Raw genomic sequence first — 16,625 nt, forward strand, 5'->3', positions numbered from 1 at the left:
ACCCGAGCCGTTAGGCTCACCTGAGGAATTCCCCAATGCGCTACCTCCCGCTCACTGATACCGACCGCACTGAAATGCTCGCCAAGATTGGCGCGGGTTCGATCGACGACCTTTTCGTAGACGTGCCCGAAGTGGCCCGGCTTGATGGTCCGATCCGCGACCTGCCGATGCATGCAAGCGAGATGGCGGTCGAACGCCACATGAAGGTGCGCGCGGCCAAGAACCTTGCGGCGGGCGATGCGCCTTTCTTCCTCGGGGCAGGCGCGTATCGTCACCATGTACCGGCCAGCGTCGATCACATCATTCAGCGCGGCGAGTTCCTGACGGCCTACACACCTTATCAGCCTGAAATCGCGCAGGGCACGCTGCAGATGCTGTTCGAGTTCCAGAGCCAGGTGGCTCGGCTCTACGGCTGCGCTGTAGCCAACGCCTCTCTTTATGACGGTTCGACCGCGTGCTGGGAGGCGGTTGCGATGGCGACCCGCGTCACCCGCAAGAAGCGCGCGGTACTTTCGGGCGCACTGCATCCGCACTATTCGGAAGTGGTGCGCACGATGGCGCATTTCACTGGCGATGTGATCGCCGACAGTGCCCCGGCGATCCAGCCCGAGCCCGACCTTGATGGCCTCACCGCGCGGATCGACGAAGACACCGCCTGCGTGGTCGTCCAGTACCCGGACATTCTGGGGCGGATCAGCGATCTGACGCCTGTCGCGGAAGCCGCCCATGCGGTCGGCGCGCTGCTGGTTGTGGTTAACACCGAACCCGTGGCTCTTGGAGCGATCAAGGCTCCGGGCGAAATGGGTGCTGACATCGTCGTGGGCGAGGGCCAGTCGATCGGCGTCGGACTGCAGTTTGGCGGACCTTATCTTGGTCTCTTCGCCGTCCGCGATCCCAAGCATGTGCGCCAGATGCCCGGACGTCTGTGCGGTGAAACGACCGATGCAGAAGGCAAGCGCGGCTTCGTTCTGACCTTGTCCACCCGTGAGCAGCATATCCGGCGCGAAAAGGCGACTTCGAACATCTGCACCAACAGCGGATTGTGCGCGCTCGCATTCAGTGTTCACATGACATTGCTTGGCGAAAAGGGGCTGCGCGAACTCGCTGCCGAGAACCACCGCCTTGCTTGCCTTGCGGCTGACCGCTTGGAGAAGGTGCCCGGCGTCAAGCTGCTGAACAATGCGTTCTTCAATGAATTCACTCTCATGCTCGATGGCAAGCCTGCACGCGAGATTGTGCGTGATCTGGCCGATCGTGGCGTCCTTGGCGGCGTTTCGCTTGGGAGGCTCTATCCGGGTGTCGAGGCGCTTGAACACGCGCTGCTGGTCGCAGTGACCGAAACCACAACCGAAGAAGACATCGAGACGCTCGCCCGAGAGCTCGAAGCCAGCGTGAAGGAGGTCGCACAATGAACGCGCCTAACAAATCTGGCTGGAAGCCCGAAATGACCGTCGCTGAAGATGGCCTGCACAACGGTCCCGAAACCACGACCGGCAATCGCGCGCTGATGCTCGAAGAACCGCTGATCTTCGAAATCGGACACACCGAAACGACCGGCGTCGATCTGCCCGAGATCGATCCCGAAGCGCCCTCGCGCCTCGGCTCGCTCACGCGTTCCGAGCCGATCGGTCTCGTCGGCCTTACCGAGCCTGAAACGGTGCGTCATTACACGCGCCTGAGCCGCCAAAATTACGGGATCGACCTCGGCTTCTTTCCGCTCGGCAGCTGCACGATGAAGCACAATCCGCGCCTGAACGAGAAAATGGCGCGGCTGCCCGGCTATGCCGACATCCACCCGCTTGCACCACAGAACAGCGTGCAGGGCGCGCTGGAGGTGATCTACGAGCTGGGTGACTGGCTCAAGACCCTCACCGGGATGCCTGCTGTGGCGATGAGCCCGAAGGCGGGCGCTCACGGCGAATTGTGCGGCATCCTTGCCATCCGCGCTGCACATGAGGCACGAGGTGATGCTCGCGAGGTTGTTCTGGTTCCTGAGAGCGCTCATGGCACTAACCCTGCGACGGCGGCCTTCGCTGGCTACCGCGTTGAAGATATTCCCGCGACCGAGGAGGGCCGCGTTGACGTAGCCAAGCTCAAGGAGCGCCTGGGGCCGGACGTCGCGGCGGTGATGATCACCAATCCCAATACCTGCGGCCTGTTCGAAAAGGACTTCAGAGAGATCGCCGATGCGGTCCACGAAGCAGGTGGATACGTCTATTGCGATGGCGCGAACTTCAACGCGATCGTCGGGCGCGTGCGTCCGGGCGATCTCGGTGTCGATGCGATGCACATTAACCTGCACAAGACTTTCTCGACCCCGCATGGCGGCGGTGGGCCCGGATCAGGCCCGGTCGTATTCTCGGAGGCTCTAGAGCCTTTCGCTCCATTGCCATTCGTCCGCAAGCACGAAGACGGCACCTATGAGCTTGTCGAAGAGGAAGCGCGCGAGGAATCGCGCGGGCAGACCTTTGGCCGGATGACCGCATTCCATGGTCAGATGGGCATGTTCACCCGCGCTCTCACCTACATGCTCAGCCACGGCGCAGACGGACTCAAGCAGGTCGCCGAGGATGCCGTGCTCAATGCCAACTACATCCTGCGCAATCTAGAGGGCTCGCTCTACGCACCCTTTGCGGATAGCGGCCCGTGCATGCACGAAGCGTTGTTCGGTGACAAAGGCTTCGAAAACGGCCTCACCACGCTCGATCTTGCAAAGGGTCTGATCGACGAGGGCTACCACCCGATGACGGTCTATTTCCCGCTTGTGGTTCATGGCGCGATGCTGATCGAGCCGACCGAAACGGAAAGCAAGGCCGCGATCGATCAGTTCATCACCGCTATCCGCAGCGTTGCCGAGCGTGCGAAGGCTGGCGATGAAACATTGAAGCAGGCGCCCTATTATGCACCGCGTCGCCGGCTCGATGAGACGGCAGCCGCGCGTAAGCCGAAGCTTTCCTGGCAAGAGCCCGAGGGCTGATCAGGAACCAGAGCCGGAGCTGGGCGAGGGCGGGATTTCTGCGCCCTCGTCGGGTTCAAGCGTAATCCGGATCTGCTGCATGTTGAGGATCGCGACGTAAAAGCCGATTACCGCAAGCGAGCTGGAACCCAACACCGCGAATGCTGCGCCTTTGGCGCCGTTCCAGTCGATTGCGACATCAAGCAGCAGTAGCGCTAGAATAGTCGGGACCGCGCGCACCACGAATGCCGTGCCCGCACGTCCCGCCGACACGAGCAGCGATTCGAGGCTCGCACCGACCAGCTCAACGGCGCCGGCAATCGCCAGAATGACCATAGCCCAATAGAACCCGTTGAATTCCCCGCCTGCTAGCAGATCAAGGCCCCAACGGCCAAAGAACAGCGCAACGAGAACCGCGAGCACACCGCCGATCAGAGCTATGTTGGCCATTCGCCGCGCCATGTAGAGCGCATCGTCTTTCGCATGGACAAGCTCTGGCAGGATCGCTTTCGAGATAGTCTTGGCAAGTTCGACCAGTGCTTGGCCCAGCTGGCTCGCCACGCGGAATCCTCCGAGCAGTGCGGCACCGCCGAAGGTTCCGACCAACAGGATGATCACTTGCTTGCCAGCGATGGTGAGGCTGCCCGACATGTTGGTAGACCACACGAAACGCCAGGCGTCCTTGTGCTTGGCAGGAATGCGGGTGAAGCTGTACGCGCTAAGGTCGATCCGCTCGGCCCGGGCCGCCGCGACCCATAGCGCAGCGGCGACTGCCACCTCCGATACAGCGTAAGCTAGAATGAAGCCGGTGACTGTCGGCATGAAAAGCCATGCAAGGACAGCGCCGCTTGCCCTGATAATCGGCTGCACCGCTTCTGCTGCGGTTGCAGTCGCGTATTTGAACCGCAGCCTCAACAGCCCGGTTGGTGTGGTGCGGATCGAGAGCAGCGACACGACACAATAGCCGAACGTAAGCCACAGCAGCTCTTGTGGGAGCGGAAGCCACAAGGGTGCGCTCCAGACCAGCAGGGCGGCGAAAACCGTCCCCATGATCACTGAGAGTGTGTCGAGCGCGATAGCGAAGCCGGTCGCCTCGCTCGCCCCTTCGCCATTGGCTCCCCAGCGCACGATAAACTGCCATGTCTGGAAATTCGCGAGCCCGGTTACCGCCTGCCCCAACGCGACGATTGCCGCGAAATAGCCGAAACCCTCGAGCCCCAGCGTCCGCGTCGCCAAGGCTAGGTAAACGAGGCTCAGGACCGCATTGATGCCGCGCCCACCGAGCAGCCAGCCCATATTGGTGAAAAGACGCTTCATCTGCGGATCATCCGGCGCTTAGGCCGCTTCTTGCTCCCCGCGCTTTTGCAAAAGACGCTCGGTGACGTCAAAGGTGCGCTGGTTGTCGACGTCGATGGCGTACTGCCCATTCGAAAGCTCGACTGGCACAAGCTTTACCCCGAAGCGGCCCGATGCCTGCTCGAAAAGCTTCTCTTTCGAACCGGTGCCAAGGCGGAACCGGATCAGGTTCATGAGGCCGAACGCCTTGATGATGCGGCTCGGGAATTTCACGAATTGACCGCCGCCGCGCATGATCTCGGCTGCGCTCAGTGCCTTCTCGCTGCCCAGCCAATAGAGGTTGCAGTTGGAGAATCCTCCGTCGCGGAACTGGTAGAACTTTTTCTGCCCCTCCGGGTCGGCCGCGATAACGTCCTCCTTTCGCGCGAGTCCCGCTGCGGCACCCGCCTCTTTGGAGAGGCATTTGGTGATGAACTCGCTGTACCCTTCTGGCGTCACGAGGCAGTTGTCTGCGGTCGTGATGAGCATCGGGAAGGTCACGTCTTCCGCGCCGGAAATTACGCTGTCGACAATGTTGAACTTGCCTTCAGCGAACTTGAGGCGCCCCTCATCCAGCAGCGCAGCGATGGTCGGGAGCGCTGCAATTTCATCGGGTTCGTGCGCGACTATGCGAATGTCGCCAATCAGCTCGCACGCAGCAACCTGCTGGACCACGCGCTCGACCATCGGAACGCCGAGCACCGGCACGACCGCTTTTTGCGAAACGCCTGCATTGGCCGCGAGCGGGTCAAGCCGGCCCGAACGCTTGCCCGCCATGATGAGCGCGGTGATTTTGTTTTCCTGTGTCATGGCCGCGCCTTTAGCGCCATTCGGACTTGTGCGCAAAGCAAGGAAAGCGTTCGTTTGTGCAACTTTTTGTCGCGTGGCAAAGGGGCGGCCATGCGCATCATCTTCTCACGCAAGGGGTTCGATTCCAGCGCCGGGGGCGGTCCGTCGCCGATTGTCGGAGGCAGGCCGGTCAGCTTGCCCATCCCGGCAGGAGCTGCGAGCAAGACGACTTATGGCGATCTTGGGCTTGGCTCGCTGGCGAAAACGGCAAGCCGCGGGAAACTGGGCGCAAGTGACCTGTGCCACCACGATCCGATGTTTCTGGCAGATGGAACCTGTGTCTTCGGGCAATGCGGCGCAGCGCAAACGCATCTTGAGCGCCAGGGCGTCACTTTGGGCGATGTTTTCGTGTTTTTCGGACTGTTTGCAGATGAGCAGACGCGTGAACCTCACCACAGGATTTTTGGCTACCTTCGGGTTGCGGAAGTTGTTCCCCTGACCCAGCAGGTTCCTGACGAGCTCACCGACATAGCTCACCCGCACGCATTGGCGCTTCATCATCGCAACGATGTCATCTGGCGCGGTGAGGGGAGGCAGGCGAACATTGCAAGCGATGCGCTGCGTCTGACGGTGCCGGACGGTCCGCCAAGCCTTTGGCACCGACCCGAGTGGCTTAAGCGTGGCGGCTTATCGTACCACGACCGAGAAGATCGGTGGCTGCGTGGCGGCAGGCTAAAGAGCGTTGCACGCGGTCAGGAATTCGTCGCCGATATTGGTCGCCGTAAGGCGCCGCGCGAATGGCTTGAGAGCGTGATCGAAGAGATCAATAGGTCTTGATGATCGCCGAGAAATCGAGGGCTTCGTTGCCCGCCCCAAGGAAATCCTCGTAGAGCGCAGCCGCGCGCGAGCCAAGCGGGACAGCTGCATCGGCGGTCTCCGCAGCCTCCATTGCGAGCCGCAGGTCCTTGACCATCAAAGGGGTTGCAAAGCCGCTTTTGTAGTCGTTGTCCGCGGGGCTTTCGACACCCACGCCGGGCAGCGGCGTGTAAGCATTGAGCGACCAGTTGTAGCCGGAGGATTGGGAGCTGATCTCGTAGAATTTCTGCGGATCAAGGCCGAGTTTTTCAGCCATCTTCATAGCTTCGGACGTGCCGATCATAGTGATCGCGAGCAGCATGTTGTTGCAGATCTTGGCGGTCTGGCCCGCTCCCACGCTGCCTGCGTGGATCACTGCCTTGCCCATGGCCGAAAGGATCGGCTCTGCGGCTTCGAATGCATGATGTTCGCCGCCGACCATGAAGGTCAGGGTTCCGCCGTTGGCTGCTGCAATACCGCCAGAGACTGGCGCGTCGACCATCTTGTAGCCCTCGGCATGAGCGGCATCGGCCACTTCTCGCGCGGTGGCAACGTCGATGGTGGAGCAGTCGATAAGGGTCGCAGCGTGGGGCGCATGACCGATTACGTCGTTGAGGTAGACGCTTTTGACGATCGCACCATTGGGCAGCATCGAGACGACCGCGTCGACACCTTCAACTGCCTCGCGCGCGCTGGTGAAGGTTTCGCAACCAGCGTCCTTCGCCGCGCCTAGTGCGTCTTCGCTGAGGTCAAAGGCCCGCACGTGGTGGCCAGCCTTCACAAGGTTCGCGGCCATCCCGCCGCCCATATTGCCAAGGCCGATGAATGCGATCGTCATGTCTCTCTCCCGCTGGTTTGGGCTTAGCGCCCTTTCCAGTTACCTTCGCGCTTTTCGATGAAAGCTGCCATACCTTCTGCCTTGTCCTCGCTTGCGGTGAGGATCTGGAAGATGCGGCGCTCCATGATCAGGCCCTGGTCGAGCGTCGTTTCAAACGCGGCATTCACCATCTCCTTGTTCGCGATGGCTGCCATAGACGGCATGCTGGCGATTGTGGCTGCCGTCTTGAGCGTCTCGGCGAGCAAATCAGCCTGAGGCACCACGCGCACGACGAGGTTCGCACGCTCAGCTTCCTCGGCGCTCATCATCCGGCCGGTTAGGCACATTTCCATGGACTTGGACTTGCCGATTGCGCGGGTAAGGCGCTGCGAACCGCCCATGCCTGGGGCAACACCGAGCTTGATTTCGGGCTGGCCGAACTTCGCGTTGTCCGAGGCGATGATGAAGTCTGCCATCATCGCAAGCTCGCACCCGCCGCCAAGTGCAAACCCGTTGACCGCGGCAATCCAAGGCTTGCGAGTCTTCTTTACGATCTCGCTCGTCCACGGTGAGAAGAAGTCGTCGAGATAGAAGTCCGAAGCGGGCTTTTCTGACATTTCCTTGATGTCAGCGCCTGCTGCGAATGCCTTGTCGCCCGAGCCAGTGATAACGGCACAAAGCTGGCTATCGTCCGCCTGATAACCCGCGAAGGCGCACAGAAGCTCATCAAGCACCTTGGAATTGAGCGCATTGAGTGCCTTGGGACGATCGAGCGTGATCAGCGTCACGCCCTTCGTGCCATGGGCGTCGGTCTCAACCTGGATCGTTTCGTAGCCTTGGGTCTCGGTCATTAGAGGGGTTTCCATTCTTCATCAGCCGGGAGCGGAGCGAAAATGCTGTCGATCAGTTCCTCGCTCGTATCCTCAGGTGTGGCGGGATCCCATTTTGGGTCGTGTGTCTTGTCGACGATCACCGCGCGCACGCCCTCGGCAAAATCCGGGCGCACCAGAACGCGGCTGCCGATGCGATATTCCATCGCCATGTTGTCGGCAAAATCAGTGAGCGTCGCACTGGTTGCAAGCTGGCGAAGCGCGACCTTACAGGTCTGCGGGCTCTTGGTGCCAAGCGTGTCGCGTTCCTTTTGCGCCCAGTCATCGCCGTCTTCGATCGCAGCTTCGAGGCTCGCCAGAATGTCCTCATAGGTGTCGCTGGCGAAGTGCTTGGCGATCTTGAGCGCGTTCTTCTCGATCCGAGCCTCGGGAGGAGTGCCGACAGGTTCGGACAAGATGCCAGAGATGCGGCCCGGACGCTCAACAATGCGGGCCTTGATGTCTTCGAGCATGTCGCTGGGTAGATAGTGTGTTGCGAGACCGGTCCACAGCGTTTCTGCGCCGTCCAGCCTTGCTCCGGTCAGTGCGAGAAACTGGCCCAAGCGGCCGCCCAGGCGCGAGAGGTACCAACCGCCGCCAACATCCGGAAACAGACCAATACCTGTTTCCGGCATGGCAAAACGCGTGTTCTCGGTCGCGACACGGAATTTGCAGGGAAGTGCGATACCGACGCCGCCGCCCATCGTGATCCCATCCTTGAAAGCGACGATCGGCTTTTCGTAAGTGAACATCTGATGGTTCAATTGGTATTCGTCGTGGAAGAACCTGCGACCACTGACGCCGCCATCATTCAGAGCGGATTCGCGCAGCAGGTTGATGTCACCGCCTGCGCAAAACCCTCGCCCTTCGTGATGGTCGAGGATAACGGCCTCAATCGCGTCATCCTTTGCCCACTCAGACAGAGCCGCGCTCATCGCGTGGCACATATCGAGAGTGAGCGCATGAAGCGCCTTGGGCCGGTTCAAAGAGATGTGGCCGATTGGGCCGTTGGTACGGATGAGGACGTCGTCGGTCATCATGTGTCTTTCGGTTCTATCAGGTCCCAGCGATTTCCGAACGGATCGCTGAAGACAACCACCTTGCCATAGGGTTCTTCGCGCGGCTGTTCGAGGAAATTTACCTCTGCGCGCGAGAAATGCTCGTAAGTCTTTGTGAAGTTGTCGGTTTCGAGGAAGAAGGCAACCCTCCCTCCGGCTTGGTTCCCGATCGCCGCGAGCTGGTCGTCACCCGATGCCTTGGCGAGCAGCAGCCGAGCGCCTCGGCCCGGAGCGACGACAACCCAGCGCTTTCCATCGCCCAGATCGGTATCCTGAGCCAGCTCGAAGCCGAGCCGGCCACAATAGAACGCTATGCCGGCATCATATTCCGGGACGACGAGAGTGATCGTCGCTAGGCTTAGCGTGGTCACTGACGCAGCAGGTCGCGGCCCACGACCATGCGCATGATCTGGTTGGTGCCCTCAAGGATCGAGTGCACGCGCAGGTCGCGCCAGAACCGCTCGATAGGGTAGTCCTGAAGGTAGCCGTAGCCCCCATGCAGTTGCAGCGCGCGGTCGACCACGGACGAGCCGTTGTCGGTCGCGAGCCGCTTTGCCATGGCGGAGAAGCGCGTCTTGTCGGGCGCGTTTTCCGTGACCTTCGCTGCTGCGAGGTAGAGAAGCGCGCGGGCCGCCTCGAGATCGGTCGCCATGTCGGCGAGGGTGAACTGGGTGTTCTGGAATTCGGCCACCGCCTTGCCGAACTGCGAGCGTTCCTTGGTGTAACGGACTGCTTCATCCAGGCAGCGCTGTGCACCACCGAGCGAGCACGCGCCGATGTTCAGGCGTCCACCGTCGAGGCCCATCATCGCAATGCGGAAGCCTTCGCCTTCGCCGCCGACGAGGTTTTCGACCGGCACACGCACGTCCTCAAGGATCAGCTGCGCGGTGGGCTGCGAGTGCCAGCCAAGCTTCTTCTCATTCGCTCCGAAGCTCACGCCTTCGAAGTCCTTCTCGATCACCATGCAAGTGATGCCTTTCGGCCCGTCTTCGCCGGTGCGTACCATCGCAACATAGACCTCATTCGAGCCTGCGCCCGAAATGAACTGCTTGGTGCCGTTGAGGACGTAGTGGTCGCCGTCGCGCTTGGCCGTGGTCTTGAGCGCTGCTGCATCAGAGCCGCTCGACGGCTCGGTCAGGCAGTAGCTTGCGATCTTGTTCATTCCCACGAGGTCGGGAAGATACTTGTCCTTCACCGTCTGCGAACCGAAGCGGTCGATCATCCATGCGGCCATATTGTGGATCGAGATGAAGGCGCTGGTCGACGGGCAGCCATAGGCCATCGCTTCCATGATCAGCGCCGCCTCAAGGCGTCCAAGGCCGATCCCGCCGCTTTCTTCCGACACGTAGATCGCGCCAAAGCCGAGTTCGGCGCTCTGCTTGATCGTATCGATAGGGAAGATGTGCTTCTCGTCCCATTCGCCGGCATGCGGCGTGATGTTATCGGCGGTGAAGCGCTGCGCCATTTCCTGAATGGCGAGCTGGTCGTCAGTGAGTGCGAATTGTCCTGTCATGGGAGGCCATTTAGCTCCTGAGCGCGGCTTAGAAAAGTGCGATCCGCGCAAGAGCTGGCAGTGGTTCTTTTCGCGCGCTCGGTGCAAAAATCACGCAATCATGTAACTAATTGTGCGATGGCGACGTATCTTTTCATATGACCCAAAAGCGAACCCGTCTGCTGCTCGTCTACAACGCTGACAGCGGCATCATCAACGCGCTCAAGGATGCGGTCTGGAAGATCGCTTCTCCCAAGACCTATCCGTGCTCGCTCTGCGCGATAACCTATGGTGCCGTCTCGATGCACAACGAATGGCGACGGTTCCTGGATAGCTTGCCGATGGAGGTGGTTTTTCATCACAAGGATGACTTCGAAGAAACCTTTTCCGGTCACCGGATTGCCTTGCCAACGATCGCAATCGATACGGGTGACGAGTATCCTGAGGTGATCATCTCAAACGAAGAACTCGACCGTACCGAGACGACGACAGAGCTGATGGAACGGGTTCGGCAAGCGCTCGTCTCGGCGCATTTTCGGGCGCCTGAACTGAGGATCGTAGCCTAAGGCATCAATCAAGAAGCGCTTCGGCTTCGATCTCTACTTTCCATTCTTTCCGGCACAACCAAGAAACGCCCGCCATGGTGGCAGCTGGCTTCGCATCTTGGAAGAAGCGCGCGTGAACTGCGCCCACAGCATCCTGATCCTCGAAATCAGTGAGCAGCATCCGGGTGCGGACAACGTCGCTTGCCGAACCGCCCAGTTCCTCGATTGCAGCAACAATCAGTTCGCAGCAACGCGCGGCCTGTTGAGCTGCGCTGCCTGGCGTTGTCGAGCCGTCCTCTTCAATCGGACCGGTTCCTGCGACAATGATCCGGTTGCCTTGGCGCACGGCGCGGCAGAAACCGAATTGTGCTTCGTATGGTGATCCGGAAGTGGTGCGATGATGGGTCGGCATTGTCGACGCCCTATCCGCAGGTGATCGCTGTGATAACCATGTTCGCGTCGTAGCGAACATTCACACGGTCATCGCGGTAATCCATCGTCCACGCACTGTCAGGCGGCCCCCAACGAAGGGCGCGCGCGCCGCTGGCAGATCGAATGGCAATGCCGTTTTGCTGGTTAGAGCCATCTCGCCCACATAGCTTTGCACAGCTAAGGCATCGCAATTCCCGGCAGGCGGGCGGCGCAGCGGTTCAGGCGATGAGGCGGGCGGTTGCTCCATCATTGTGGCGCAGGCGGAGAGCAGAGAGAGAGCTCCAATCGCCGCGATCGTTTTTCTCATCACAATAACCCCTTTATGCCGCGCAGATTTACGATGGACAGCGCTTGCTTGGATACTCGTCGACTGTGGGTGGTAGATCGCCATCCGAAGTGAGCAACCGCTCATCACTGCCTTCACCCTCGATTATGAGCCGAGTGCGCTGCTCCCAGGTTTCGCCTTCGCCTTCCATCGCGAGATCGATAATGACGGCATCGCCCTCGGTCTCGGCTGCGGTGACGATCCCGACCGATTCGTAGAAAAGGATCTCGCTTCCGCTGATCTCCATGCGCATGTCAGAGGCAAGGTCGCATGTGCCGCCGACATAGTCCCATGCGCCATGAAAGCGCGTGGGGATGCGATTGGCGAGAACGTCCTCGGGTGGCGGATCGGCTCCATCGCCGATCCCTCCATCAGGTTCGACCGGCATCGGGGTTTCGACGGCTTCAGGTTCATTCGGGGCCGGATCGCTGCCGCAAGCAGCAAGGGCGAATGCACTGACAAAGGCGAGAGCGGTCCGCATAGCCGTCATCCCATCGTCGGAATGATGAAGGCGTTCGACCCGTCGCCGCCTCCATCGGGCCAGCGTTGGGTGATCTTCTTCTTCTTGGTCCAGAACTGCAGGCCTTCGGTGCCGTACTGGTCGATGTCACCAAAGCCAGAGCGTTTCCAGCCACCGAATGTGTGGTAGCTGACCGGTACAGGGATCGGAACGTTCACGCCGACCATCCCGACATTCACGCGGCTCGCAAACTCGCGCGCGGCGTGGCCGTTGCGCGTGAAGATGGCGACGCCGTTTCCGTATTGGTGCTCGCTAGGCAGGCGCACGGCCTCTTCAAAGTCCTTGGCGCGCACGATCTGCAGGACGGGACCGAAGATCTCTTCCTTGTAGGAGGACATGTTCGGAGTGACGTGGTCGATCAGGGTCGGGCCGACGAAGAAGCCTTTCTCATGGCCCTGGAGCGAGAAACCGCGGCCGTCGACGACGATTTCGCCGCCTTCACGCTCTGCCGTGGTGATCCATTGCTCGATCCGCTCCTTGTGTTGCGGCGTCACGACGGGGCCATAATGCGCGTCAGGATCGGTCGAGACGCCGACGCGAAGTGCGTTGATCGCCGGGATCAGTTTTTCGCGCAGCTTGTCGGCGGTCTCATCGCCGACTGGAACGACGACAGGCAAAGCCATGCAACGCTCGCCGGCTGAACCAAACGCAGCACCGGACAGGTCGTTGACGACCTGGTCTAGGTCAGCGTCAGGCATCACGATGCCGTGGTTCTTCGCGCCGCCAAAGGCCTGAACGCGCTTGTGGAATTCGGCGCCGCGACGGTAGATGTAGTGTGCGATGTCCGAAGAGCCGACAAAGCTGATCGCGGGAATGTCGGGATGTTCGATCATGGCATCGACCATCTCCTTGTCGCCGTGGACGACCTGAAGCAGCCCTTCGGGAGCGCCTGCCTCGACAAACAGCTCGGCGAGGCGAACCGGAACGGATGGATCGCGCTCTGAGGGTTTCAGGATGAAGGCGTTGCCAGCGGCAATGGCCATGCCGAACATCCACATCGGGATCATCGCGGGGAAATTGAACGGTGTGATGCCCGCACCAATGCCAAGGGGTTGGCGCATCGAATAGACATCAATGCCGGGCCCAGCGCCCTGCGTGTATTCCCCTTTCAGGACCTGCGGGATGCCGCAGGCAAACTCGATAACCTCAAGACCGCGCTGCACATCGCCTTTCGCGTCATCGACGACCTTGCCATGCTCTGAGGACAGAAGCTCTGCCAATTCCTGCATGTTCGCCTCGATCAGTTCCTTGAACCGGAACATGACGCGGGCGCGTTTTTGCGGATTGGTCGCCGCCCAGGCTGGCTGCACATCCTTGGCGGTCGCAACCACGCGTTCGAGCAGGTCGCGGTCACCCAGTGCGACTTCGGCCTGAACTTCGCCAGTCGACGGGTTCCAGACATTTGCCTTGCGGGTAGGGGCTGGGCGCTCGCCTACGATAAAATGGTCAACCTGACGCATGGTTACTTGAAACTCCTCTCCAGTTGCGCCTCACATGACGCGGCGTTTGACGCGTTGCAAGAGCATGGTCGCGAGTATGCAAAATCGTGCGCGTAGAGCTTTCCTCGTGACGCATTCGTCGCGTGATTGCTGGCGCGGCCAAAACTTTCTATCGCGGGGCATAACACATCAGGAGACCGGCATTGAGCACTGACCTTTCCACACGACTTGAAGCAGCGCCCGTCGTCCCTCTGATTGCCGAGGATGACGCTGCAAAGGCGGTCGAGATCACGCGGGCCGTTGCCGCCGGTGGTCTGAGCGTGATCGAGGTGGTGATGCGCAGCGCGAATGCGCAGGCGGGGATGGAGGCCATCATTGACCAGACGGACGATCTTGTCGTCGGCGCGGGCACTGTGCTCACGCTTAATCAGGCGAGGTCGGTCCTCGCGAGCGGTGCCCAGTTCATCGTTTGCCCCGGTCTGGTCGATGAGATCGCAGAGTATTGCCTTGCCGAAGGGGTTCCGATCTTTCCCGGCACGATGACCGCTGGCGAGGTTCAGCGCGCTTATGCGTTGGGCCTGAGAGAAGTGAAGTTCTTTCCGGCCAGCCTTGCAGGCGGGGTGCCTATGCTCAAAGCGTTCTCATCGGTGTTTCAGGGTATGCGTTTCATGCCGACCGGCGGCGTCTCGGCCAGTAACCTTGCCGAGTTCCTCGGCGTGCCTAGCGTCATCGCCTGTGGTGGGAGCTGGCTCACGCCCAAGGATGCTGTGGCGCAAGGCCGTTTCGATGAAGTGACCGCGCTCGCCGCTGAGGCTCTCGCGATCGCGAAAGGCGCGCGCTGATTCCCATTGACGCGCAGCGATAGCGGGGACATTGGCACTACCGCGACAGCGTTCGAGACATGCGGGTGTAGCTCAATGGTAGAGCAGGAGCTTCCCAAGCTTAAGACGAGGGTTCGATTCCCTTCACCCGCTCGGCCCTGTAATTCAGCCATTTTCTAGACCATTCACGACACGAAGTCCAACGGTTTTTGCGGTAAAACTGCGGTAAGCTTGCGGGCAGATGGCCTCGATCTCGCTAATAATCTCCTCGGTTACTGCAAGGGCAAGGCCAAGGTTCGCCGGATCGGGCAGGGCATAAATGTCTGACGTGTCGGCTTTGTGATGGCCAAGCATCACTTTCCCCTGTGCCCAATTCTGTTCGCCAAGCCGCTTGCGTGCAATTGTCGCAATCGACCGCCGAATGAGTTTCGGGCCAGCCTGACCACCACCGGGAAGCCCAAGCTTTTTGCGCATCGGGTCCCAAGCGTGACGCAGTGTGACAACGGACAGGTAATTGCCCTCGAAGTTTTCAAGCTGCCAGCGGAATTGCTTGGCCACCGGAACGGCAGGGCGATATTTCTTTGTCTGGCGTCGTCCTGGTGGGTTGAGGTCCAGCACGTTGGCTTCATGATGCCATTGCTTGTCTGTAAGCTCTAGGATGGCCTCAGGGCGCGCCCACGTCGCCACGGCGGCTCTGAGGTAGCGAAGCAGCGTAACGCGCTCCTGCGGCCTCTCTAGGGCGAATTGAAACATCTTGGCGATGGTTTCGACGTCTGCCCTGTAGGTGGGTGTGGCGCTGACGTCTTTCAGGCTGGAAACGGTGAACGCGGCGCGGTGATTAGGTAGTGAGTTGATCGCAGCGGCAAGCTGCATGAGCACGCCTTCAACACTGCCGATAGAGCGCATCCGCAAGACCTTGCCCTTGGTCGATTTGACGGGGCGTTTCATCATCCATGCGCGAAAGCGAGTGGCCCACGTCTCATCGACCTGCGGGACCGTGACGTTATCCGTCTCACTGAGGTAATCGACAACGTGAGACAGGCGGCTGCGTGCCGAGCGATAACCAGCTTTTCCTTCACTGGACAGCAGGTAGTCTGCAATCACGTCTGCCAGCATGGGCGCATGATCGCCCTGGAGTTCTTGCCCGCATGTGGGACAAAACCGCGCACCCTCTTTTTCGAGGTAGAGGCGGTCTAGGGCAATCACGGCCTCTTGGTCATCGCTTGTGCCCGCGCTAGCGCTGCGCTCCCTTTTGCGCTCTGCGTCGTACCAGATGATTTCGTGGTTGCGACCCTCGCGCTTGTAGAGCTTGTACTTGCCTCGCTGATAGAGCGGTTCCAGGCGCTTCGTTCGCGGCATTGTTCCCTCTGAAATTTGGTAGCGGCTTCGCAGACAGCCTCATAAGCCCCGCACTCGACAAGCAAGTCTAGTTCTTCGGGCTTGAGCATACAGCCCTTGCCTTGGTCCAGGCGCTTTGAGAGCTTGCGCATTAGATCGGGTGGATGAACAGTCATAGCGAAAAGGATGGAAGCCCGCAGGGTGGAGACGCGTAGCAGGCTCCATTCACGACAGCCTGTCCCGCAAGGGTTCGCCCAAATACTCCCAGCACAGTCATGTGATAGCCTTGAGAGCGGCGATGTCTTGCTTTGCAAAGCGGCGCTCAAGCAGGCTGGTGATGCTAAAGCCTGTGGCTGAAACCACCATGGCTATGACGGGGACCGTTACGTCCTTGTCTGTTATGAGCGCGAGAAAGCCGATGAACAGCCAAGCTATCGTCACGCAGATCAGGTTGAGCGAGATTGGCATGAAGGCACGGCAAATATACCAATAAAATGCGACACCCTCCTTGCCCTCTGCTTCTTCCAGCTTACGGATAAGTTCTTGGTTATCCATTGGCCTTAATCCATTCGGTTGCAGCTTCGCCCACGCGCTTCCATGCCGCCATGGTGTGCGGGTTAAGGTGAGCCTTGCGATATTCTTGGGGCACTTGCTCAGGTGTGACGTTGAGCCATGCAGCCAGCATCACAATGTCGAGTTCGCTTCTGGCGAGGTCAGCCATTGCTTTGCTCCTGAAGGTGTCAGTGCTCATGCGAGCCGCGTGCTTTGCGAATGTCGCGTGGTCGATAGATTTTCCCGTCCTGACCGTGCCAAGAAAGGCATCCCTGAACATGGAATTGGACGGGCGGGCCTCCGAGCAGGATTGGGTCAGCCATGAAGTCCTCAACGCGCTCAGGGTTGGCGGCAAGAAAGCTAACGAATGATCCTGCCGTCTCCATGCCACCCACACCTGCCTGGCTGGCGAAAGTCGCTGATAGATTTGCGAGGTAGGCTGCCACACGCCTAATTTCATTAGCGGATGGCTTGGCTATATC

Annotated in this window: 20 protein-coding genes and 1 tRNA gene; 6 read left to right on the plus strand and 15 right to left on the minus strand. The window is 60.1% G+C overall.

Translation table 11 applies throughout. From position 1 onward, the window contains the following. Positions 1-35 precede the first annotated feature (35 nt). Both gcvPA and gcvPB read left to right on the plus strand, forming a co-directional pair. Positions 36-1,412 carry an aminomethyl-transferring glycine dehydrogenase subunit GcvPA gene (gene gcvPA, locus AC0V6T_RS01120; protein ID WP_486123577.1) on the plus strand — a complete coding sequence of 459 codons (1,377 nt, stop codon included), beginning with the start codon at positions 36-38 and terminating at the stop codon, positions 1,410-1,412. Then, positions 1,409-2,977 (plus strand): aminomethyl-transferring glycine dehydrogenase subunit GcvPB, encoded by a 1,569-nt coding sequence (gene gcvPB, locus AC0V6T_RS01125; protein ID WP_007165207.1) that lies wholly within the window; start codon positions 1,409-1,411, stop codon positions 2,975-2,977. The genes gcvPA and gcvPB overlap by 4 nt, the downstream gene beginning before the upstream one ends. On the opposite strand, the gene AC0V6T_RS01130 is transcribed toward gcvPB, so the two are convergent. Both AC0V6T_RS01130 and AC0V6T_RS01135 read right to left on the minus strand, forming a co-directional pair. After that, on the minus strand, positions 2,978-4,273 hold the full coding sequence (locus AC0V6T_RS01130; protein ID WP_486123579.1) for a lipopolysaccharide biosynthesis protein: 1,296 nt from the start codon (positions 4,271-4,273) through the stop codon (positions 2,978-2,980). Between the two features lie 18 nt (positions 4,274-4,291). Further along, positions 4,292-5,101, minus strand: coding sequence for an NTP transferase domain-containing protein (locus AC0V6T_RS01135; protein ID WP_486123581.1), 810 nt, complete (start codon positions 5,099-5,101; stop codon positions 4,292-4,294). A 90-nt stretch (positions 5,102-5,191) separates the two neighbouring features. Here AC0V6T_RS01135 and AC0V6T_RS01140 point away from each other — a divergent pair, with 90 nt between their 5' ends. Continuing rightward, on the plus strand, positions 5,192-5,917 hold the full coding sequence (locus tag AC0V6T_RS01140; RefSeq protein ID WP_486123584.1) for an Nmad3 family putative nucleotide modification protein: 726 nt from the start codon (positions 5,192-5,194) through the stop codon (positions 5,915-5,917). On the opposite strand, the gene mmsB is transcribed toward AC0V6T_RS01140, so the two are convergent. Genes mmsB through AC0V6T_RS01165 form a run of 5 tightly spaced genes read right to left on the minus strand, consistent with a single transcriptional unit; the run spans position 5,904 to position 10,192 of the window. Then, a complete protein-coding gene (gene mmsB, locus AC0V6T_RS01145) occupies positions 5,904-6,773 on the minus strand; it encodes a 3-hydroxyisobutyrate dehydrogenase (RefSeq protein ID WP_486123586.1) in 870 nt (289 codons plus the stop codon). The genes AC0V6T_RS01140 and mmsB overlap by 14 nt on opposite strands. 23 nt (positions 6,774-6,796) lie before the next feature. Further along, on the minus strand, positions 6,797-7,603 hold the full coding sequence (locus tag AC0V6T_RS01150; RefSeq protein WP_486123587.1) for an enoyl-CoA hydratase-related protein: 807 nt from the start codon (positions 7,601-7,603) through the stop codon (positions 6,797-6,799). Next, positions 7,603-8,658, minus strand: a complete 1,056-nt coding sequence (locus tag AC0V6T_RS01155; protein WP_486123589.1) for an enoyl-CoA hydratase/isomerase family protein — start codon at positions 8,656-8,658, stop codon at positions 7,603-7,605. The genes AC0V6T_RS01150 and AC0V6T_RS01155 overlap by 1 nt, the downstream gene beginning before the upstream one ends. Continuing rightward, positions 8,658-9,050, minus strand: coding sequence for a VOC family protein (locus tag AC0V6T_RS01160; RefSeq protein ID WP_486123590.1), 393 nt, complete (start codon positions 9,048-9,050; stop codon positions 8,658-8,660). Before AC0V6T_RS01160 ends, AC0V6T_RS01155 begins: the two co-directional genes overlap by 1 nt. Beyond that, positions 9,047-10,192 (minus strand): acyl-CoA dehydrogenase family protein, encoded by a 1,146-nt coding sequence (locus AC0V6T_RS01165; RefSeq protein WP_486123591.1) that lies wholly within the window; start codon positions 10,190-10,192, stop codon positions 9,047-9,049. Before AC0V6T_RS01165 ends, AC0V6T_RS01160 begins: the two co-directional genes overlap by 4 nt. Before the next feature lie 137 nt (positions 10,193-10,329). Here AC0V6T_RS01165 and AC0V6T_RS01170 point away from each other — a divergent pair, with 137 nt between their 5' ends. Then, a complete protein-coding gene (locus AC0V6T_RS01170; RefSeq protein WP_486123592.1) occupies positions 10,330-10,737 on the plus strand; it encodes a hypothetical protein in 408 nt (135 codons plus the stop codon). Between the two features lie 4 nt (positions 10,738-10,741). Here the strand turns inward: AC0V6T_RS01170 and AC0V6T_RS01175 are convergent, their stop codons facing one another. The 4 genes from AC0V6T_RS01175 to AC0V6T_RS01190 all read right to left on the minus strand — a co-directional run bounded on the left by AC0V6T_RS01175 (position 10,742) and on the right by AC0V6T_RS01190 (position 13,453). Beyond that, complete coding sequence (locus AC0V6T_RS01175; RefSeq protein ID WP_486123593.1) at positions 10,742-11,128, minus strand: RidA family protein; 387 nt, start codon at positions 11,126-11,128, stop codon at positions 10,742-10,744. 10 nt (positions 11,129-11,138) lie between these two features. After that, positions 11,139-11,339: an I78 family peptidase inhibitor gene (locus AC0V6T_RS01180; RefSeq protein WP_486123595.1), complete on the minus strand. Its 201-nt coding sequence runs from the start codon at positions 11,337-11,339 to the stop codon at positions 11,139-11,141. 144 nt (positions 11,340-11,483) lie between these two features. Beyond that, the gene (locus AC0V6T_RS01185) at positions 11,484-11,954 is read right to left on the minus strand and encodes a hypothetical protein (protein ID WP_486123597.1); all 471 of its coding nucleotides are present in this window, start codon (positions 11,952-11,954) and stop codon (positions 11,484-11,486) included. Between the two features lie 5 nt (positions 11,955-11,959). After that, positions 11,960-13,453 carry a CoA-acylating methylmalonate-semialdehyde dehydrogenase gene (locus tag AC0V6T_RS01190; protein WP_486123599.1) on the minus strand — a complete coding sequence of 498 codons (1,494 nt, stop codon included), beginning with the start codon at positions 13,451-13,453 and terminating at the stop codon, positions 11,960-11,962. Positions 13,454-13,635: 182 nt separating this feature from the next. On the opposite strand from AC0V6T_RS01190, the gene AC0V6T_RS01195 reads away from it, so the two are divergent. Continuing rightward, entirely contained in the window at positions 13,636-14,274 is a 639-nt protein-coding gene (locus AC0V6T_RS01195; protein WP_486123601.1) for a bifunctional 4-hydroxy-2-oxoglutarate aldolase/2-dehydro-3-deoxy-phosphogluconate aldolase, read from the plus strand. A gap of 61 nt (positions 14,275-14,335) precedes the next feature. Beyond that, positions 14,336-14,406, plus strand: a tRNA-Gly gene (locus tag AC0V6T_RS01200). Between the two features lie 12 nt (positions 14,407-14,418). Here the strand turns inward: AC0V6T_RS01200 and AC0V6T_RS01205 are convergent. The 4 genes from AC0V6T_RS01205 to AC0V6T_RS01220 form a co-directional block, all read right to left on the minus strand. Next, the gene (locus AC0V6T_RS01205; RefSeq protein WP_486123603.1) at positions 14,419-15,612 is read right to left on the minus strand and encodes a hypothetical protein; all 1,194 of its coding nucleotides are present in this window, start codon (positions 15,610-15,612) and stop codon (positions 14,419-14,421) included. Between the two features lie 252 nt (positions 15,613-15,864). Further along, complete coding sequence (locus AC0V6T_RS01210) at positions 15,865-16,146, minus strand: hypothetical protein (protein ID WP_486123605.1); 282 nt, start codon at positions 16,144-16,146, stop codon at positions 15,865-15,867. Then, the gene (locus AC0V6T_RS01215; RefSeq protein ID WP_486123607.1) at positions 16,139-16,342 is read right to left on the minus strand and encodes a hypothetical protein; all 204 of its coding nucleotides are present in this window, start codon (positions 16,340-16,342) and stop codon (positions 16,139-16,141) included. Before AC0V6T_RS01215 ends, AC0V6T_RS01210 begins: the two co-directional genes overlap by 8 nt. After that, positions 16,332-16,589: a hypothetical protein gene (locus AC0V6T_RS01220; RefSeq protein ID WP_486123609.1), complete on the minus strand. Its 258-nt coding sequence runs from the start codon at positions 16,587-16,589 to the stop codon at positions 16,332-16,334. Before AC0V6T_RS01220 ends, AC0V6T_RS01215 begins: the two co-directional genes overlap by 11 nt. Positions 16,590-16,625: the final 36 nt, after the last annotated feature.

The sequence above is a fragment of the Erythrobacter sp. S158 genome, from assembly GCF_057364915.1.

Bases quoted from the DNA above. Each gene is read 5' to 3' on its own strand.
- AC0V6T_RS01135 (WP_486123581.1), bottom strand. From the start codon at position 5,101: ATGACACAGGAAAACAAAATCACCGCGCTCATCATGGCGGGCAAGCGT.
- AC0V6T_RS01165 (WP_486123591.1), bottom strand. From the start codon at position 10,192: ATGACAGGACAATTCGCACTCACTGACGACCAGCTCGCCATTCAGGAA.
- AC0V6T_RS01150 (WP_486123587.1), bottom strand. From the start codon at position 7,603: ATGACCGAGACCCAAGGCTACGAAACGATCCAGGTTGAGACCGACGCC.
- AC0V6T_RS01185 (WP_486123597.1), bottom strand. From the start codon at position 11,954: ATGCGGACCGCTCTCGCCTTTGTCAGTGCATTCGCCCTTGCTGCTTGC.
- mmsB (WP_486123586.1), bottom strand. From the start codon at position 6,773: ATGACGATCGCATTCATCGGCCTTGGCAATATGGGCGGCGGGATGGCC.
- AC0V6T_RS01210 (WP_486123605.1), bottom strand. From the start codon at position 16,146: ATGGATAACCAAGAACTTATCCGTAAGCTGGAAGAAGCAGAGGGCAAG.
- AC0V6T_RS01175 (WP_486123593.1), bottom strand. From the start codon at position 11,128: ATGCCGACCCATCATCGCACCACTTCCGGATCACCATACGAAGCACAA.
- AC0V6T_RS01170 (WP_486123592.1), top strand. From the start codon at position 10,330: ATGACCCAAAAGCGAACCCGTCTGCTGCTCGTCTACAACGCTGACAGC.
- AC0V6T_RS01205 (WP_486123603.1), bottom strand. From the start codon at position 15,612: ATGCCGCGAACGAAGCGCCTGGAACCGCTCTATCAGCGAGGCAAGTAC.
- AC0V6T_RS01155 (WP_486123589.1), bottom strand. From the start codon at position 8,658: ATGACCGACGACGTCCTCATCCGTACCAACGGCCCAATCGGCCACATC.
- AC0V6T_RS01215 (WP_486123607.1), bottom strand. From the start codon at position 16,342: ATGAGCACTGACACCTTCAGGAGCAAAGCAATGGCTGACCTCGCCAGA.
- AC0V6T_RS01190 (WP_486123599.1), bottom strand. From the start codon at position 13,453: ATGCGTCAGGTTGACCATTTTATCGTAGGCGAGCGCCCAGCCCCTACC.
- AC0V6T_RS01140 (WP_486123584.1), top strand. From the start codon at position 5,192: ATGCGCATCATCTTCTCACGCAAGGGGTTCGATTCCAGCGCCGGGGGC.
- gcvPB (WP_007165207.1), top strand. From the start codon at position 1,409: ATGAACGCGCCTAACAAATCTGGCTGGAAGCCCGAAATGACCGTCGCT.
- AC0V6T_RS01130 (WP_486123579.1), bottom strand. From the start codon at position 4,273: ATGAAGCGTCTTTTCACCAATATGGGCTGGCTGCTCGGTGGGCGCGGC.
- gcvPA (WP_486123577.1), top strand. From the start codon at position 36: ATGCGCTACCTCCCGCTCACTGATACCGACCGCACTGAAATGCTCGCC.